This is a genomic window from Hanstruepera sp. CR43 (assembly GCF_055227665.1).
The window spans coordinates 359052-376558 of record NZ_CP200078.1 but is presented as its reverse complement, the minus strand read 5'-3'; the positions used below and the strand labels follow the sequence as shown (position 1 = coordinate 376558).

18 protein-coding genes are annotated in these 17507 nt (G+C 34.7%); 10 read left to right on the top strand and 8 right to left on the bottom strand.

Annotated elements, in window-relative coordinates; translation table 11 throughout:
- Nucleotides 1–8 precede the first annotated feature (8 nt).
- Both ACKXGU_RS01695 and ACKXGU_RS01690 read right to left on the bottom strand, forming a co-directional pair.
- Nucleotides 9–230 (bottom strand): hypothetical protein, encoded by a 222-nt coding sequence (locus tag ACKXGU_RS01695; RefSeq protein ID WP_463466358.1) that lies wholly within the window; start codon nucleotides 228–230, stop codon nucleotides 9–11.
- A 122-nt stretch (nucleotides 231–352) separates the two neighbouring features.
- Nucleotides 353–1279 (bottom strand): MBL fold metallo-hydrolase, encoded by a 927-nt coding sequence (locus tag ACKXGU_RS01690; RefSeq protein ID WP_463466357.1) that lies wholly within the window; start codon nucleotides 1277–1279, stop codon nucleotides 353–355.
- A 169-nt stretch (nucleotides 1280–1448) separates the two neighbouring features.
- Between ACKXGU_RS01690 and ACKXGU_RS01685 the strand changes: the two genes are divergently transcribed.
- From ACKXGU_RS01685 to ACKXGU_RS01650, 8 genes are all read left to right on the top strand, one after another.
- Nucleotides 1449–2786 carry a coiled-coil domain-containing protein gene (locus tag ACKXGU_RS01685; protein ID WP_463466356.1) on the top strand — a complete coding sequence of 446 codons (1338 nt, stop codon included), beginning with the start codon at nucleotides 1449–1451 and terminating at the stop codon, nucleotides 2784–2786.
- Between the two features lie 5 nt (nucleotides 2787–2791).
- The gene (locus tag ACKXGU_RS01680) at nucleotides 2792–3829 is read left to right on the top strand and encodes a hypothetical protein (protein WP_463466355.1); all 1038 of its coding nucleotides are present in this window, start codon (nucleotides 2792–2794) and stop codon (nucleotides 3827–3829) included.
- A gap of 43 nt (nucleotides 3830–3872) precedes the next feature.
- Nucleotides 3873–4232 (top strand): four helix bundle protein, encoded by a 360-nt coding sequence (locus ACKXGU_RS01675; protein ID WP_463466354.1) that lies wholly within the window; start codon nucleotides 3873–3875, stop codon nucleotides 4230–4232.
- A 52-nt stretch (nucleotides 4233–4284) separates the two neighbouring features.
- Nucleotides 4285–5667, top strand: coding sequence for an AAA family ATPase (locus ACKXGU_RS01670; RefSeq protein ID WP_463466353.1), 1383 nt, complete (start codon nucleotides 4285–4287; stop codon nucleotides 5665–5667).
- On the top strand, nucleotides 5645–6241 hold the full coding sequence (locus ACKXGU_RS01665) for a hypothetical protein (protein WP_463466352.1): 597 nt from the start codon (nucleotides 5645–5647) through the stop codon (nucleotides 6239–6241). The genes ACKXGU_RS01670 and ACKXGU_RS01665 overlap by 23 nt, the downstream gene beginning before the upstream one ends.
- Before the next feature lie 14 nt (nucleotides 6242–6255).
- Nucleotides 6256–7491: a DUF6638 family protein gene (locus ACKXGU_RS01660; RefSeq protein ID WP_463466351.1), complete on the top strand. Its 1236-nt coding sequence runs from the start codon at nucleotides 6256–6258 to the stop codon at nucleotides 7489–7491.
- A 110-nt stretch (nucleotides 7492–7601) separates the two neighbouring features.
- Nucleotides 7602–8129, top strand: a complete 528-nt coding sequence (locus ACKXGU_RS01655) for a hypothetical protein (protein WP_463466350.1) — start codon at nucleotides 7602–7604, stop codon at nucleotides 8127–8129.
- Between the two features lies 1 nt (nucleotide 8130).
- On the top strand, nucleotides 8131–9828 hold the full coding sequence (locus ACKXGU_RS01650; protein WP_463466349.1) for a hypothetical protein: 1698 nt from the start codon (nucleotides 8131–8133) through the stop codon (nucleotides 9826–9828).
- Here the strand turns inward: ACKXGU_RS01650 and ACKXGU_RS01645 are convergent.
- Together ACKXGU_RS01645 and ACKXGU_RS01640 are read right to left on the bottom strand one after the other, a co-directional pair.
- Nucleotides 9825–10292, bottom strand: coding sequence for a GNAT family N-acetyltransferase (locus ACKXGU_RS01645; protein WP_463466348.1), 468 nt, complete (start codon nucleotides 10290–10292; stop codon nucleotides 9825–9827). The genes ACKXGU_RS01650 and ACKXGU_RS01645 overlap by 4 nt on opposite strands.
- Entirely contained in the window at nucleotides 10282–11301 is a 1020-nt protein-coding gene (locus ACKXGU_RS01640; RefSeq protein ID WP_463466347.1) for a formimidoylglutamase, read from the bottom strand. Before ACKXGU_RS01640 ends, ACKXGU_RS01645 begins: the two co-directional genes overlap by 11 nt.
- Before the next feature lie 117 nt (nucleotides 11302–11418).
- Here ACKXGU_RS01640 and ACKXGU_RS01635 point away from each other — a divergent pair, with 117 nt between their 5' ends.
- On the top strand, nucleotides 11419–12303 hold the full coding sequence (locus ACKXGU_RS01635) for a chromosome partitioning protein ParA (RefSeq protein ID WP_463466346.1): 885 nt from the start codon (nucleotides 11419–11421) through the stop codon (nucleotides 12301–12303).
- Between the two features lie 103 nt (nucleotides 12304–12406).
- Here the strand turns inward: ACKXGU_RS01635 and hutI are convergent, their stop codons facing one another.
- From hutI to fumC, 3 genes are all read right to left on the bottom strand, one after another.
- Nucleotides 12407–13642: an imidazolonepropionase gene (gene hutI, locus ACKXGU_RS01630; RefSeq protein ID WP_463466345.1), complete on the bottom strand. Its 1236-nt coding sequence runs from the start codon at nucleotides 13640–13642 to the stop codon at nucleotides 12407–12409.
- Nucleotides 13643–13735: 93 nt separating this feature from the next.
- Nucleotides 13736–15190 carry a T9SS type A sorting domain-containing protein gene (locus ACKXGU_RS01625; RefSeq protein ID WP_463466344.1) on the bottom strand — a complete coding sequence of 485 codons (1455 nt, stop codon included), beginning with the start codon at nucleotides 15188–15190 and terminating at the stop codon, nucleotides 13736–13738.
- 79 nt (nucleotides 15191–15269) lie between these two features.
- On the bottom strand, nucleotides 15270–16667 hold the full coding sequence (fumC, locus tag ACKXGU_RS01620; protein ID WP_463466343.1) for a class II fumarate hydratase: 1398 nt from the start codon (nucleotides 16665–16667) through the stop codon (nucleotides 15270–15272).
- Nucleotides 16668–16848: 181 nt separating this feature from the next.
- Here fumC and ACKXGU_RS01615 point away from each other — a divergent pair, with 181 nt between their 5' ends.
- Nucleotides 16849–17016 (top strand): hypothetical protein, encoded by a 168-nt coding sequence (locus ACKXGU_RS01615; protein WP_463466342.1) that lies wholly within the window; start codon nucleotides 16849–16851, stop codon nucleotides 17014–17016.
- A 31-nt stretch (nucleotides 17017–17047) separates the two neighbouring features.
- On the opposite strand, the gene ACKXGU_RS01610 is transcribed toward ACKXGU_RS01615, so the two are convergent.
- Nucleotides 17048–17467 (bottom strand): energy transducer TonB, encoded by a 420-nt coding sequence (locus ACKXGU_RS01610; RefSeq protein WP_463466341.1) that lies wholly within the window; start codon nucleotides 17465–17467, stop codon nucleotides 17048–17050.
- Nucleotides 17468–17507 lie beyond the last annotated feature (40 nt).

Genomic DNA, 17507 nt, shown 5'->3' with positions numbered 1-17507 from the left:
GGGATTTTTTATTCTTTAGTATTGGTACTGTTATTATTTTGATAAAGATGCCCTTCAGTAAAATCGGTGTAAGGCTTGTCGTCGTCGTCTTCAAAAGAGGTGTTCAAAGCATTTAATCGATCATTCTCCTTTTTGAGTTTATATGATTTTCTGATTCCCAAAATAAGCAATATCAAGAAGAATACTACGGTAATCGCCAGCATGGTTACTATGCTCGATTGTTCAATCAAAAAATGTGATTTAAAAGACACGATGTTCAAATTCAGAAACATAGTAGGCAGATCATTTGGGTTAATAGTATAGTAAATATAGCTTATTTTTTATTATAGATGTTAAAATAAGTTTTTAAAAACTATTTATACCATTGCAATTGCACGACTTTAATTCTGCTATTGCCATTATTTACAAGTCTTTTAAAACGTTTTACATCGCTTAAACCATTGGTGCCTCTATAATGATAAGGCAACACTTTTTTAGGTTTGAAATCCAAAACAGCACTAGCGGCACTTTGAACGGTCATGGTATAGGGTAAATTCATACAGACTAAAGCAACATCGATGTTCTTCAAATGTCTCATTTCAAAAGTATCTTCCGTATCTCCAGATATATATATACGCTTTCCATTTAAGTTTAGAATATATCCTAGTCCACGTCCTTTAGGATGATATTGTTTGGCTTCCTCTCGGAGATTGTACATAGCAACACCTTCAATATCCAATGACATTTTGGAAGTTGAAAAGCCTCGACTCAGCCCACTAAATAGGGTTGTGAAATTTCCATGTAATGATGATGGTAATTTTTCCTTAACGGCTTTTGGTCCAATTATGATGGTATTTGCAGTATTAACAGCCTGCAGAGTCTCAACATTTAAGTGGTCACCATGTATATCGGTTATCAGAATAAAATTTGGCGGCCCAAATCCTTTAAAAGCTTCAGGTCCACCCACAGGATCAACGTAAATATTATAACCATTGTATGATATTACTAAAGTTCCATGTTCTACAGGTGCAATCTTTATGTCAGATTCCATTAGAAAATTCTCAACAATTTTTGGTTCCTTTGGTTTAGCAACAGGTTTTTTTGCAGGTGGCTTAACTTCTTGAATTTCTTCAGCAACCGGAATGGTATCTTCGATTATTTCAGGAATGCTATCTATTTCAACAACTGGAATGGAATCTTCAATAATAACGGGTTCAGGTTCCACAACGGGTTCTTTCTTATCTGATTTGCAACTATAGAGGCAGATGATTACTAATAATAAGGCTAGGTTATATTTCATAATACAAGTGTTTTGTAGCTATAAATATAGTCTGCATTTACAACAAAACATAATTTGTAACAAAATATAAAAATGGGCTACCAATATTTTAGTCGGTAAAATTTTTAAACTGATAAATTTTATCGAAATTGCTTATCCAAAATTTTGTTCAATTTAAATACCACACAACATGTCTGATGATTTTGATTTATTAGAAACCAATTCAAATGAAAAACAAGAAAAAGTAGATGTCAATTGGGGAAAGGCCATTGATACTATGAAATCTAAATTGGCTCAGGAAGATGATCCTGAAATGCGTCAAAAAATATTAAATGCCACATTGGATGATGTTGTAGGTATGGCCGAGAAAGACCGTACGAATCTGTTGGACGCCATCAAAGATTTAACCGATTACCAAGACGAAGTAGGTATTATATTTGAGGATTTTTCGCATCTGAATGCAGAAGAGCAAAAAATTATTGATGATGCTATAAAGCGTTTGGAGCGAGCCAAAGTAGAACTGGAAGATGCTGAAGCGAAACCAGACACCTGGTGGAACAATTTGTGGGGTAGAAAGAGCAAAATTGCCAAAGCTCAAGAAGAATTAAAGGCTGCACAAAAAACACGTGATGAAGCTGATAATAAGGCAAAAGCTATGTTTCAACAACGAATTGAAACAGCTGACGTTCAGACGCTGTTAAATGAACTGTCTTTTAAAAGTCAGGCTGCCGTCAAACGTCTTAAAGACCGTGAGGTTGAGATTAAAGAGGTTGAAGATAAATTGCAGGATGCCATTGTTGAAGCAACTAAAAACCATACAAAAGCTTTAGAAAAGAAAAAGGAGGTTGAAGATAAGCTTGAGGAGCAATATGCACTTTTAAAGCAAGCGCGTCAAGAACTGGAAGAAATTGTAGATAAACAATCTGCTGAATATGCTGAAGCTGTTGGTAAGGTAACTACTTTAGAACAAAAGGTTGAAGAATTGGAAGGACTTAAAAACGCCTATACAACTTTAGCTGCCAGTAAGGATAGCTTTGTTCATAAGCACAATCTAACTATTAAAGTATTGACATCATTACGCAGTAACTTGCAAACCCATCGTGCCAAGCTTAAAAGTGATACTGAAGAGCGTTTAAAATATTACGATGGTTATGTTGTGGCATTAAAGGCAAGAACAGATCAAGAGTTTGCTGCTATTTTAGAACATTTAGGTGTTAAAACCGATGAGCATATAGGTGAAACATTAGCATCTATGCATACGGCTAGTGCTAAAGCGCGTCAGGAAATGATGGACAATATACCAGTTCACGAAAAAGTTATGCAAGGAGTTTATAGTAGTTACGCCGAAGCGCTGCAGGAAATCAGGGAAAAAGATTCTGAAATTCAGAAGAATTTTGCCGAGCGCTATGGTATTGACATGAAAGAAATTTTTGAGGATTATTATAAGGCAGATGCCAATAAACCGTCGGGTAATGAGCCCGAAGGTAAGAAGCCAACTAATGAAGGTAACGATGATTTGTTAAGCTAGGTAAAATGATTGTAACCCCTCTTGATTCAGCACAGCTTGATTCAAAAGAACAGTACATTTTTTATCATAAGGCTATTGATTTTGCCTTAAAAGAATTAATTGTCGCTGTCCAACAGCACGGACTTTGCAATAATCAGGAAGTTATCTTTTTTAAGCAATATTGCGACTTGTTATTGTATTCCATTGAAGCCATGCGTATAAAATATATGTATGACGAGGAAGACAATATGAAAATTGATTTAACCGATTCTGGATTTCCAAATTATTTAGAGTTCCGGTATTTGTTTAACGATCTGGAATTGCGCGATCAATATTTGGAAAAGTTGACACCTATTCCAGATTTACAGGATGAATTTCTGGATACCTTACTACGAAAAAAAGAACCTGTTAAAAAAAGCCGTCTGTTTCAAGCAGCTTCAATCGCCTATTATAAAAGCGTTAATAAGTACTATATCTTTAATCGTTTTGTACAAGGAAAAATTATTACGGCGCCAGAAAATTCCCAGGCTGACTTAATGACCAGTTGGAGTTTTTATGATGTCGCGCACAACAGACCTTTTATTTGCTTTATGTATTTTAATTTTGATGGCAATAGGATAATTGATTATAAGGATGAAATTTACACAGCTTTAAAGCAGACTTCCGATCGTGAAATGAATTTAGACACCATGGCTTATGCCATTGATAGAAAATTGCCAAATGTACATCCAAAGCATATCAAGCGTATAGATTTAGGGCCAATCCACTCCGTATTTGCTAAAGATGAAAATCCAATAACACATGCTTTATTGGAAAGTATTTCTAAAAAGGAAGTGTCTTTGGAATCGTATGCCATTTCATTAAAGGTAGATGAAGTATTCTCGGGCAGTGAGTTTAAAGAAGGTAGTTTTTTTAATAAGCAAACCTTACAAAACTGGAGTGATGTCATCAAACAGAATTATGTATTGGCGCCGCATCGGGTGATACAACTATTACATAACAAAACGCCAGAAATCATGAATACTTTGGCTAAATCACCTATTCAAGTTAGTAGTTTAAAGTAGGCAGTAAGCAGTTTGAAGTAAGCAGTATTTAATAAAGTAAAAAATGAGTTTTAAAACATTGTTGGCTTATAAAAAAGGGTTCGATTTGGCTATGGAAATATTTCATATTACTAAAAGTTTTCCAAAGTCAGAAACGTTTGGACTATCAACACAAATAGTGAGATCTAGTAGATCTGTTTGTTCAAATTTAGCAGAAGGCTATAGAAAAAGACAGTATGAAAAGCATTTTAAAAGTAAATTATCAGATGCTGATAGTGAAAACTCTGAAACTCAATTATGGCTAGATTTTGCTTTAGCTTGCGAGTATATTTCAGAACAAAAACAATCAGAATTACTATATAAAAGTGAAGAAATTGGAAAGCTCATCAATTATATGATGAATAATCCAGATAAATTTAAATAATAAATTAGACTGCCAACTGCAGACTGATGACTGCAAACTGGAAACTAAAAACATGGAACACAATTCAACATTCCCAATAAAGAAAACAGAGCTCGATATGCTCCGTGACGAAGCTACTTCCTATTTAAAAAGTGTACAATGGGAGCAAGGGCAACGTGCTAGAAATAAAGATAAAAATGGAAAGGATGATTCCATTCTGTTGTATTTATCTCGTGCCAACAATGGTACTAATACATCGGAACTCACATCGGTTTCAAAAACCATTTTAGCATTAAAAAAACGCTTATTGCCAGAATCAGTTGCTATTCCTATACATTTAAATCAAACGTTATATAGTGTTCAAGAGGCCATTACACTTGGAATATGGATCAAAGATAGCTACTATGATGCATCGGGACTGTCTGGCTTAAACGAGCGTAAATCGGCTTTGGATAATTCGGGAAAGCGCGAGTATGAAAGTAAAATGCAAACAGCCACTGCATTTATGCTGTTTTCTTTAGCCTATAATGTCCTTTATAATTTGAACACAGTTGCTTCAGATGATTTGAGTGTGATGAAGCAAAAGTTTGCAGGAATTCCTGAAGTGTCCTTGATTTCACCATTGAAAGGAATTTCCTGTATGCTGTTCTATTACGACAAGTATTTGGGACATCCCGATATTATTAAAACCGATAAAGATGTTGTTGATTTCACAGTTGTATTTTTTGAAGCACTCATTTCAGAAATACAAATGCGTAAAAGTACACTGGAATATCAGGAAACTATATTAGATCGTACTTATAAACTGGAGCATTCGGACTTCGCGGTATCAGGATGGGATAATGTATTTGCCGGAGCTGCTAAAAGTATCGAATTTAATAAAATACAGTTTGAACAAATAGTTGGAAATAGAGATGCCAAGCATTTTGCACGACGTTTGACCGAAAGAATGTTGAGCTATGATTTCACGGCTAAAAAGAATCCGTTTCAGGAATTGGGTGGATTTATGCCGGTTTTCATGGGTTATGGGATTCCTGGTACCGGAAAAAGTATGCTTATTGCGGCTATTGCAACTCGGTTAAAAGAACACTGTGATAATTTAGAATTACCATTTCTGTTTCATCCTATGCCAGACACTCTGATTTCTACCTTTCAAGGTGGTTCGGCAGAGAAAATGGTCGAGTGGATGAAACCTTTGCAAGATCCATCAAAATTGATTTTTGCACCCATTGATGATGCTGAAAACAATTTGCAAGAGCGAACAGCTCAAGGTGTTTCGGCTGGAGTTAAAGAAGTTATTGGTGTGTTTTTAAGATATACCGAAGGTGCTTATGCTGTTAATTATGGAAACAGTTCCATTGGGTTGTTTACCAATCTTCCGGAAATGCTTGATAAAGCAGTTATTTCGAGAGTTCAAGGACGTTTTAAGATTGATGGAGCCAGAACTGAGGCATGACTTTTTAGATCAGGATTATATTTGGTGGAAGAAATTTGAAAAAACCATGCCTGGATTTGTGAATATGGATGACCCAAATCAGTATCAATATTTAAGTGATCAAGGTTTGGCAAAAAATATGGGTGATATTCTTCAAGCTATTGATAAACCTTCCGAAGCACGTGTTATGGAAACGTTTGAAAGAATTGAAAAACAGCATCAAGATGACGATCACATGTTCTATGCGAGTCTATACAAAGAAATTCAAGCGATTTTTCCATTTTTCTCATCGCGTGATGTGCGCAATATCCAAAGTGCTATATCGCTGCGTTTGACCGATTTCGATTTGGAATCTGATTGGTTTGAGAATCCTGAAATATATTTCAGAAAAGATTATGATACCAAGTTTGGTATGCTTCAGGAACTGATGAAAGCCAATATGAAAGGTTTGAATTTTTCGGATATCAGAAAACAGGAAGTCATTCGATATTTAGATAATGTGGCAACCATCGCTGATACGGACTTCAAACGGAAAGTAGAGGCTAGAGTAGACCAGATGAATGTTGAAATGGCGGCTAGGAAACAGATTGAATAATATAAATTATTTTAATGCAAAAACTAAAAGCAGCCAATTTATATAGAAGTGAACTTATTCCTGTAAGCGGTAAACTTGTTGAGCGTTACAATCAATGCTTAATAAAGTTGGGGTTTGCACCAACAAAATTGACGCAGTTCCATATTGATGGTATTGGTTGGAGCCCTGAAATAGCGGAGGAAAAAGGTCAAATTCACTATTTAAATAATGGAGAAGCCAATCCTCATGGTATCATCATTTCACCATTACAAAAAGGTAAGCCTGTTTATACACCCAATCATACTTTTGATAGGGAAATGATGCAGCATATATTTCGAACCCACGGAAATAAAATCAATGATATTACCCGTGACTGTGCTATTTGTATTGATTTTGACCAGAATATAGATGCTTTTTACGAACCGTTGGATGTGTTAAAATATAAAAGTGTATCCATAGGTTTTCATTTAATCAATAGGCTAAATGAAGCACAGGACGAACAATTAAAATTAGTGGAGTCTTTTAAAAAAGATCACAATTTCATTGATGATAATCTACATAAAGCTCTATTGGATTCAGCTAAAAAATATGGCGATTTAAGAAATAGGGATCTAGAACTACACGATTTAAATTTTACAACGGACTCATTTTATACGATAGCTTTTGGTGGTGTTTATGTATTACGCGATTTTATTAAGCCTATAATTGTTTTTGAAGATGAAAAATGGCATAAAGAAGCCATAAAAGATACTACTTATGATGTATTGATTTATCATGTTTCACAACCTGAATTAATGGAAAAGTTGCGTGACCATGTTATTATTGAATATGATTTGGAAGCTGTTGTTAAGACGGATCGCTATGAGCGTATCAAAAAATATGAAATGATGACCTTTTTAAAGAATGTGCAACATCCTATAAGGGATATTCTGAATGATGCTGTGCTATTTAAAAGCTACCTTAATAAATTGGATATAGAATCGCGTAAGCATGTGATGTGCGTAGAGCGGTATCTAGAAAAAATGGAAACAAGTAACCAATATAAAATTGCAGATATTGTTGACGTTGGTTTTTTTAATGCCTTGCACCAACCACATTCATCATTGGAACCAAAGCATCAGGATTTAATATGGAAGCTTTTAGTAAATATATCGCCTAAAGATATCTTATATCTCTATTGGTATGATAAAGAAGCTTTTTATAAGGGTTTTCAAGATTGGGATGACTCCTTTAAGGATTGGGTTATTGAGACTATTAGTAACAATATTTAAGGATTTTAGACTAATTTAGTAAACAAGTTGAATTTCATATTAGACTTTGGAATTCACAAACTAAACATCTATCTGCACCTTAATCGCAGAAAGATAAAACACCTATAATTATGACACTAGAAGTAATTGTTTTTATTGCCGCTATATTATTTGGAATTCTGCTGTATTGGAGAGAATCCAACGGTAATGGGCTATATCGGTTTTTTAATAAATTGATGAATTCAAAAGAATTACAAATGAAATCAACAGACAAAAAAGGATTTGTGTTTCAACAGTCCTTTTTACTGCGATTGGTGTTTATTTCCTTTTTGTTTTTGATTGGTATCGTAGTCACACGCTTTTTAATACCACTTGATTTGGCAACCATATCCATATTTGCCTCCATGATAGTAGGGACACTATTAGGAACTTATTTGGCTCAATTTATTTTTAAATCTTCTGAAGTTATTGATGATAACAGTGATTCGCTTCAAGATGTTTTTCAGGATACACTTGAAAAAGGAAAGGATTTCATTGAGGACTTGAAGTCCCAAGATCAGAAGTTTGAAGAGATTCAAGACAATATTGAAACTCATGTAGATCAAGAAGCCGATAAGAAAAGTGCTCGTGAACGATTAAAAGATAAAGGGTTATTATAGGATGATAAAAAATTATTGGAATAAGGGTAAAAAGCAAAAGATTATAACAACTATAGGCTTTATTGTTTTATTGGTATTACTCTTTGTTTTAAGAGATGATTACCAACCAGCTTTATTGTTTGTTAGAAAATATATTTTTATCATTTTAGTCGTTACGTTGGTTGTATCCTTTGGATTATATAAGTTTAGGAAACAACCCAGTACAGGAAAGCGTCTTGGGATATTAGGACTGCTTTTAGCGTTTGTTGGATTATTATATGTAATTGGTTGGCATTTCGAAATGTATAGTTACATGCAAACCTATAATGTGTTTAATGATGCCAATAAAATTGAGATTATTGAATTGCCATTAACTCAAAACGAACGAATTCAGCCCCTGCGAAATATTTTCTCTATGGCTAATGAAAGTGTTGGCGAAACTAAAGATGTGTCCTTACCGCATTTAGTGAGAGTTGACAACGAAAACAAGTGGACCATGGCTATTCAGCCTTCGGAGAAATATACCTTACAGCGAATAAGTGACAATACTGAAGAAGTCTTTTCAGTGTCAAGTACAACACCGTTTCCTAGATTTTCCAGTGAAAATAGAATTCCTGTTATTTTTTCAATTGGCGAATCCTTGAAATTTAGTCGTAATACTTACAATGCAGTGGTACAACGATTCAATCCTTGGATGCTGTTTAATTATGAGCCAAGTGACACATTTTACATGAAAAATGATAGTGGACAATGGGTTCAGGTTGTAAGCTTAATAAAGTGGGAAGGGTTCTTCTTTCCATACCCAACTTTTGGAGGCGTCATGGTTATAGACAGTGGGGAACATAATTTTAATGACTATGTGGAACGTATTTTAATTGGAAAGGGAGCGTTTATTAGCCCAGAAGAGATGCGTAATCACGAATACTTAACCAAACAGAATACACTTTCCGAGAAAGTATCACAATTACAAGCTGAATCGCTTAAGTTTTTGGGTGGATTTACAGACCCATTACCTTGGAAAATGGAAACAGCTGTTAAAATTCCTGTTATGCCTAAAGATCAAAATCAGCAACCCTATGTCACGGATTTTGATTTTTCAGGTTCAGGTACATCAGCTTACAGTGGATTGTATCATTGGTTTGGTTTGGAGCCTGTTGGTGAGGAACGCACAAGTTTAAGTTATAGTGTTTTTATTCCCGCAGATGGATCGAATGCTTTATATTATTATGATCATGCCAATAAAAAGCAGGGGTACGCTGGTGTTTCGGCTATGCCGCTAAAGGTTAAGGAATCTCGTAAAGAATATGACTGGACTGCGAATACACCAGTAGAATTCCGCCCTTATATTAAACATATAGCAGGAAGAAAGCGAATGTTTTTCTTGGGAACAGTTTCAGCCATTAGTGATGCCAATGCGCAACAATTCGACGGATCGGCTACCCCAGATTTGGTACTGATAGACAGCGAATACCGCGATGTCATTTGGATAGATGTCAAAAAGCCTAGTCAATGGGACTTCACGGTATATAATCAATTAAATGAAGCTTGGCGTGCCAGCGAAGGAATTGGTTACTATTTTGTTGAAGAAACAAAGGACATCGATATTGTTAATCAAGTAATCGATTCCACTAAAGCTATTCAGAAAGTCAATAAAAATACTTCCGAAATTGAAGATTTGCAGCGTAAAATAGATTCATTAAAGGCTTTAGATAATAATTAATAAAACCTCAATTCCATCTTAATATCACTACGTTCGTAGGGAGATTCTGTTTCTAATGGCAACTCCAAAAACCCATACTTTTTGTAGATATAAATAGCATTCTTAAGCTTGGTATTGGAGTAGAGCATGAGTGCTCTAAAGCTATTTTCCTTTGCGAAGTCTATACAATGTTGCATCAGTTTTTGACCGGTTTGTTGTCCTCTATATTCAGGAGATACAGCCATTTTTGTCAACTCAAAGACCAAAGATTCTTGAGTGGGCATGAGCGCTACAGTTCCGATAACGATACCATTAAATTTAGCAAAGAAAATATGTCCACCTTTCTTAATAATGTAAGCCTCTGGTTTACTCAAGACTTCCCTGTCAAAATCTTCAACATAAAAATCGGTTTGCAACCATTCAATGTTTAAATCATAGAAGTCTTGAACATACTGACTTTCAAATGGAATAATCTCAATGCTCATGTGCACGTATAAAATCAGTAATGAGGTATGTAATTAATTTACCAATTTGCGATTCATTGTCTTGAGTTGGTACCGCTTCACATATATGAAGATAGGTAGCTCCACTTTGTCTTGCAAAATAATCAACAAACATTCGGGCCTTGACAACCTGAAAACCACTTGGCGTAATGGCGCTGCTTGAAATATTTTGAATGGCATCACAATCTATTTCAATACCAAAGGGTTTGGATTCAATATGAAAATAAGCACGTTTTAGTTCAGCCTTAAATTTCAACTGTTTTCTAACAGCAAGAGATTCATAGGTGTTATATTCTAAATTTGTATTGGTGTCAAGTGTTTTAAATATTTGACTCGATGTATAATTTTCGTGAAGACCAAACATAAAATACTTATCTAAAAATCCTTCAGAATAAGCATATGAAAAACCATTTCCACTATGTCTACCTTCCTCTTTTCTAAAATCAGTGTGGGCATCAAAATTCACAGCATTTATTGGTTTTTTAAGTGCTAAAGAGGACCCCTTTATATTGCCATAGGCATTGTTATGACCTCCACCAATGATAATAGGCTTTTTACCGGCTTTTACAATGTTGTAAACAAGTTCTGTGACATGCACATCTATTTTTGAAACCAGTTTTCTGGCTTTCGTAATGTCTTTTTTATTGGTTTGTTTTAAAGCTGCCAGTTTCTGTAAATAAGTGCTAAAGTCTAAATGGCCTAAAATTAAAACCCTATTTGCTCGTGTAAAGTCATTATTCTGTATGTTTAACAAAATTTTAATGGTTGCTTGCCAAGCATGTGAAGAGCCTGATTTTCCGTAGTTTGCAAATACGCCAATATCTTCAGGGATACCAAAAATGACATAGTCGACATCTAAATTATTAAGTTGTGCGTATATATCTGTAACTTGGGGTAACAGTTTAACGTGTTCTCCAAATTTGGATTCACCAGTGCGTTTATTTAAAAGCGTTTTTAAATGTGATTCGGTAAATAGAACTAGTTTATCCATTGAAATAAGTATCGTTGTATGAGAATATAAAAATACTTTTAATTATTGAAAACATTAAAAAATTAAAAAATTAAAAAACGAAAATTAGTTTAAACTTAAACCTTAAAACAAGCAAACATGGAAAATAACAAAAGTAGCATCGGTTTAAAAGTAGCATTAGGAATTGCTTTGGTACTTTTTATTGGAACAGGTTTTTATACGTCAAAATTGTATAAAGAAAAGAACGAACAGGAGGTACAGCTTACCAAAGAGAAAGAATTGGTGATGAACGATTTGAGTAATATGGCAAAACAATACGATTTAGCTATTGGAGAAAATGAAGTTGCCAATGCCAAATTGGTTGAGGCGAAAGCACGTATTGAAGGATTAATCGATTCCTTGAAAGTATCTGAAGCTAATGTAAAGAGCCTATGGAGATATAAATCTAAATATGCGGCACTTCAAAAGGAAATGGATGTTCTTTTAGCTGAAAATGATAAGTTAAAAGTTGAAAATGAATTATTGGCTACCTCTTTAGATAGTACTAAAGTACGTCTTGAGGAAAGAACAATGTTCACAGACTCTTTATTGGTTCAAAATACAGCTTTGGCTGAAGTAGTTGAAAATGCAGCCGTTTTATCGACTGTAGGATTAAAAGGATTTGGCGTCATTGAAAGAACTTCTGGAAAATTAATCCCTACAGAGCGTGCCAGTAGAACTGACAAAATTCGTGTGTGCTTTACAGTGGCTAAAAACAGTTTAGTACAGTCAGGAGATCAAGAGTTATACGTTCAGGTTATAGATCCTAATAATAATACATTGGGTGTAAACGAACAAGTTACCTTTGGGGAAAAAGTTTTAAACTACAGCTTGGTTAGTAAATTCAATTACGAAAATGCCAACCTGAATGTTTGTGAATTTGTATTGCCTAAAGGAGATGAGAAATTTGCCAAAGGACGTTATAGAGTAAACGTTTTTAATGAAAAAGACTTGGTGTCTTCTTCTGAATTCACGTTAAAATAATTACATTATATAGTACATTATCCATAGAACTATTATAATGAAAAGCCCGAAGTAACTTCGGGCTTTTGTTATATTACAGGGATGTGAGATAAGATGATCAGTTTTATTGAATCGTGCCATTGATTAAAACCTGATTAATGTGATTGTCGCCAAACGCATAGGGCAAGTAATTGTAACTGGGCACTTCTTTAGTTATCATAATATTGGCCTTTTTGCCTTTTGTAATACTACCGTACATATTACTAATTCCCATAGCATAAGCACCATTTATTGTAGCTGCGTTAATGGCTTCTTCGGGTGTCATTTTCATTTTAATACAGGCGGTACTGATTACAAAATTCATGTTGCCACTTGGTGTAGAGCCTGGATTATAATCGGTTGCCAATGCCAATGGCAAACCTGCATCTATAATTTTTCTGGCTGGTGTATAGGGAATACTTAAAAAATAGGAACAGGAGGGAAGCGCGACTGGAATAGTGCGACTATCTTTTAATGCTCGAATATCATCATCATTCAACTCTTCTAAATGATCGACGGAAAGGGCATTATATTTGACTCCTAAACCAACGCCTCCAAAGGCATTAAATTGATTGACATGTATTTTGGGTATCAAATTATAATTTGAGGCTGCTTTTAAAATACGTTCAGTATCATTTAAATCAAAATACCCTTTTTCACAAAACACATCAATATAATCAGCCAACTGTAATTTAGCTACTTGTGGGATCAATTCATCAATAACCAGGTTTACAAAGGCTTCTTTATTGTTTTTATATTCTTTTGGAATAGCGTGAGCCCCCAAAAGTGTCGCCTTAATTTTAACTGGAAAATCCTTTTTCAGCCGTTTGATAACCCGTAGCATTTTTAATTCGGCCTCAACTGTTAAACCATAACCTGATTTAATCTCTATGGCTCCAGTTCCCATTTTAATGACCTCTTTTAATCTTTTTGCAGATTGCAGATACAGGTCATCTTCAGACGTGTTTTGAAGTTTTTCTGCTGAATTCAGAATACCACCACCTCTGTTTGCAATATCTTCATAGCTTAATCCATTAATTCTATCAACAAACTCCTGTTCTCTGTTGCCTGCAAAAACGATGTGCGTATGAGAGTCACACCAAGTTGGCAAAACCAATTTCCCAGTTGCATCTATGGTATTATCAGTTTCGATACTTCTTAAGTCTTTCATTTCACCATATTCAACAATCGTATCGTGATCAATCAATAAATATGCATTTTTAATGGTTGGCAGGTGCTTCATGTCCTTACCTGTAATTAACTTATGGTCAGTATCTCTTACTTGAAGAAGCTCTTTGATGTTGGTAATTAGTGTTGTCAAGATCGAATTTTTGTCAAAGTTGCCTATTTTTTTGGTAATAAAAAAACGCCCACAAATTATCGTGGACGTTTTAAAGAAATATGTTTTTTAAGTTTAATGCTTTATAAACTTAATGGTTTCATGATTATTATCCATTTTGATGGTATATAAACCACTTTCTAATTGAGAGACATCTAATTGATTATTATTTTCATTTAGATTATCCGACATAATTTTTTTGCCTAGAACGTCAAAAACGGTAACCTGTAATTCTTCCGAGTTGAATCCTTTAAAGTTTACAACATCGCTTGACGGATTTGGGTAAATACTTATGGATGACATTCTTTCTTCTGGAACACTCAAAGTTATTTGATCATTAAAGAATACAAATGCATCATTTAATAAATAACTTATCCCAGCAAAATCGAGATCACCATCATTGTCAAAATCTTGGATTTCAATATCAAAAAATCCACCACTGGAATTGTCAATGAAAGTTTCAGACCCCAAACCACCCATGTCGTCACTTACGAACCAAATAACATCATCATCAGTGGCTCTACCATTAGTTACCAACAAATCATTTTTCATGTCATTGTTAAAATCTGCAACTGATGCCATAGCTGTTCTTAAAATAGATATCGATACAGGGTGATCTGTCCATGTAGTTGAGGATACTGGATTTCCCATTCCATCATCATTGTCAAATGAATACCAAACTATATTTGAACCACCTGAACCTAAATAATCTGATTTTACAATATCTAAATCATTATCATCATCAATGTCTGCAAAAGAAACTGTCCATAAAAAGCCATTTCCGGAATCAACGAGATTATCGTATGGCTCAAAAGGTACATTACCTGAACCATCTAGGCCATCTGGTATCAGTCTATTTTCATATACAGCTACATCACCATTACCTGTAAACGAAATGACTGCATCTAAATCCCCATCATTATCAAAATCAGCTAAATCAATATTCCCAGGACCAGAACCAGCTGTTATGGGTGCCAAATATCGAATAGCTCCAAAAGTTCCATCTCCATTGCCTAACATGTAAATCACACTATTACCCTCATAAGCCGTTACAACCACATCTAGATAGCCGTTAGAATCATTATCCAAATTGACAACTTTAACCGTTCCAGCACCATTAATGGCTCCCGTAATTTCCACAGCATTTTGAAAGGTTTCATCACCATTATTTTCAAACCAAACAAGATTGTCATTAACATAACTAGTTGCAAGAATATCATAATCACCATCGTCGTCGATATCGGCTATTTCAATGCCTTCAGCAAACGACAAATCTGCAGGTGCAATAGCTGTAAGAGCACCCATATCGGTGAACGTTCCGTCACCATTATTTTTATACCACTCTACCGTGCTTCCTGTATCAGAACTAATTGCAATATCAAGAAATGCATCATCATTAAGATGACCTGATGCAATAGAATAGGGTTCTTGAGAAGTAGCGGAATCTACAGTATATTTCATAAATGATTGCGAAAATGCCGAAATCGATATTAGAAATAGTATGGAAAAATAAAGTAATGTTTTATTCATAATACAAATATTTGATTATTAAATATAGCTATTTAATTTAAAAAACTGTTATATATCGATGAAATTATACACTTTATCGTTATTTTAGACTTCCAACCATATCTTCAGGCTTTACCCAATCATCATATTCTTCGGCAGTAACATATCCCAAATTAATAGCTTCTTCTTTTAATGTGGTGCCATTCTTATGAGCTGTGTTAGCAATTTCGGCAGCTTTGTAATAGCCAATTTTTGTGTTTAAAGCCGTAACCAACATTAACGAATTATTCAACAATTGTTTAATTACTTCATGGTTGGGTTCAATACCAGAGGCACAATGCTCATCAAAACTCACACAGGCATCTCCCAGTAATTGCGCCGATTGTAAAATATTGGCTGCCATCATCGGTTTGAAAACATTTAATTCATAATGACCTTGTGTCCCACCAACAGAAATAGCTACATCGTTACCCATAACTTGAGCACAAACCATGGTCATGGCTTCACATTGTGTTGGATTGACTTTTCCTGGCATAATAGAACTACCTGGCTCATTGGCTGGTATTATGATTTCTCCAATTCCGGACCTAGGACCTGAAGCCATCATACGAATGTCATTAGCTATTTTGTTTAGAGACACTGCTAATTGTTTGAGTGCTCCATGGGTTTCAACTAAAGCATCATGGGCTGCCAAGGCTTCAAATTTGTTGGCGGCTGAAACAAAAGGGAGACTGGTAAATTCAGCAATATAATTGGCCACCAGATCAGCATAACCATCAGGTGTATTGAGTCCAGTACCTACTGCAGTTCCTCCCAAAGCCAATTCTGATAAATGCGGCAATGTGTTTTCCAATGCTTTTAGCCCATGGTCTAATTGTGAAACATAACCTGAAAATTCCTGTCCCAATGTCAGTGGGGTAGCATCCATTAAATGGGTGCGTCCTATTTTAACAACATCTTTAAATTCGATGGATTTACTATGTAATGTATTTCTCAATTTAATGACTCCAGGAATTGTTGTCTCAACAACTTTTTTGTATGCTGCAATATGCATTCCTGTGGGAAATGTATCATTGGAAGATTGTGATTTATTGACATCATCATTCGGCTGAATGGTTTTGTCTCCTTCACCGATCACTTTTCCGGCAATTTGATGCGCCCTGTTTGCAATTACTTCGTTGACATTCATATTACTTTGTGTACCAGAACCCGTTTGCCAAATAACCAAGGGGAATTGGTCATCATGCTGGCCATCCAGTATCTCATCACAAACTTGAGCAATCAAGTCACGCTTTTCTTCTGATAAAACACCCAAGTTACAATTGGTGTAAGCAGCCGCTTTTTTAAGGTATGCAAAACCATACACAATTTCCAAAGGCATGGATGCTGGAGAACCGATTTTAAAATTATTTCTGGAACGTTCTGTCTGCGCTCCCCAAAGCTTGTCTGCAGGGACTTTGACGTCTCCCATAGTGTCTTTTTCTATTCTAAAAGTCATGATGTTGTTTAAATTATTTGATCTTACAAATTTAAGGTTTTGCTTGTGTAATTTAGAATAAAGGAATAAGTTTTTTTAACGCCATTTATTTTGATAACCTTGTTAATAAATTGGAAATAGCTATTGTAAAACAAAACTCTTTATTATATCTTTGCCTTAATTAATAGTAAACACTCCAATCATGTTTGATTTTGACCAATATTTAGGATTTTTAGCATTTTTAACCATTTTGACCATTGGTTTTTGGTTAATGATTTTTTTATTAACCTTTGTTATTCCATATTGGATTGGCGGTGCTTTAATTGAGCGCATGAAAGAAATGCGTGAAGAACGAAAAGCAAAACACTAAAACAAATCTCAATAAAAAAAGGGGAAGCTGATTAGTTTCCCCTTTTTCTTTTTCGTTCTTCTTTTTTTAACCTCTTTTCTTTTTCCTTTTCTGTTTCAATAACAAATTTTATTGGTAACAAATATTTTACAGCAATTGGTTTTCCATTTTTTATAGCAGGTTTCATTTTTGGCAAAAGATTAAGTATCCCTTTTGCTTCTTCATCAAAAACAGGATGGGGGGACTTAATCATTAGAATATTGATTTCGCCTTTTTCATCAATTTCAAAAGCAACATTTACAGAAACATACCCTCCTGGTTTTATTCCTAATGATTTAGCTATACTATCAATTCGGTCAATAGTTTCAGAGTCATTCAGCCTTTCTGAGACAAAGTCTGTAATTTCAGAATTTTGTCCGTATGTATTAATCGCTAAAAATAAGATTAACGATGATAATAATACTTTTTGCATATTAATTGGATGTACAAAAATTATCTATTATAAAACACTC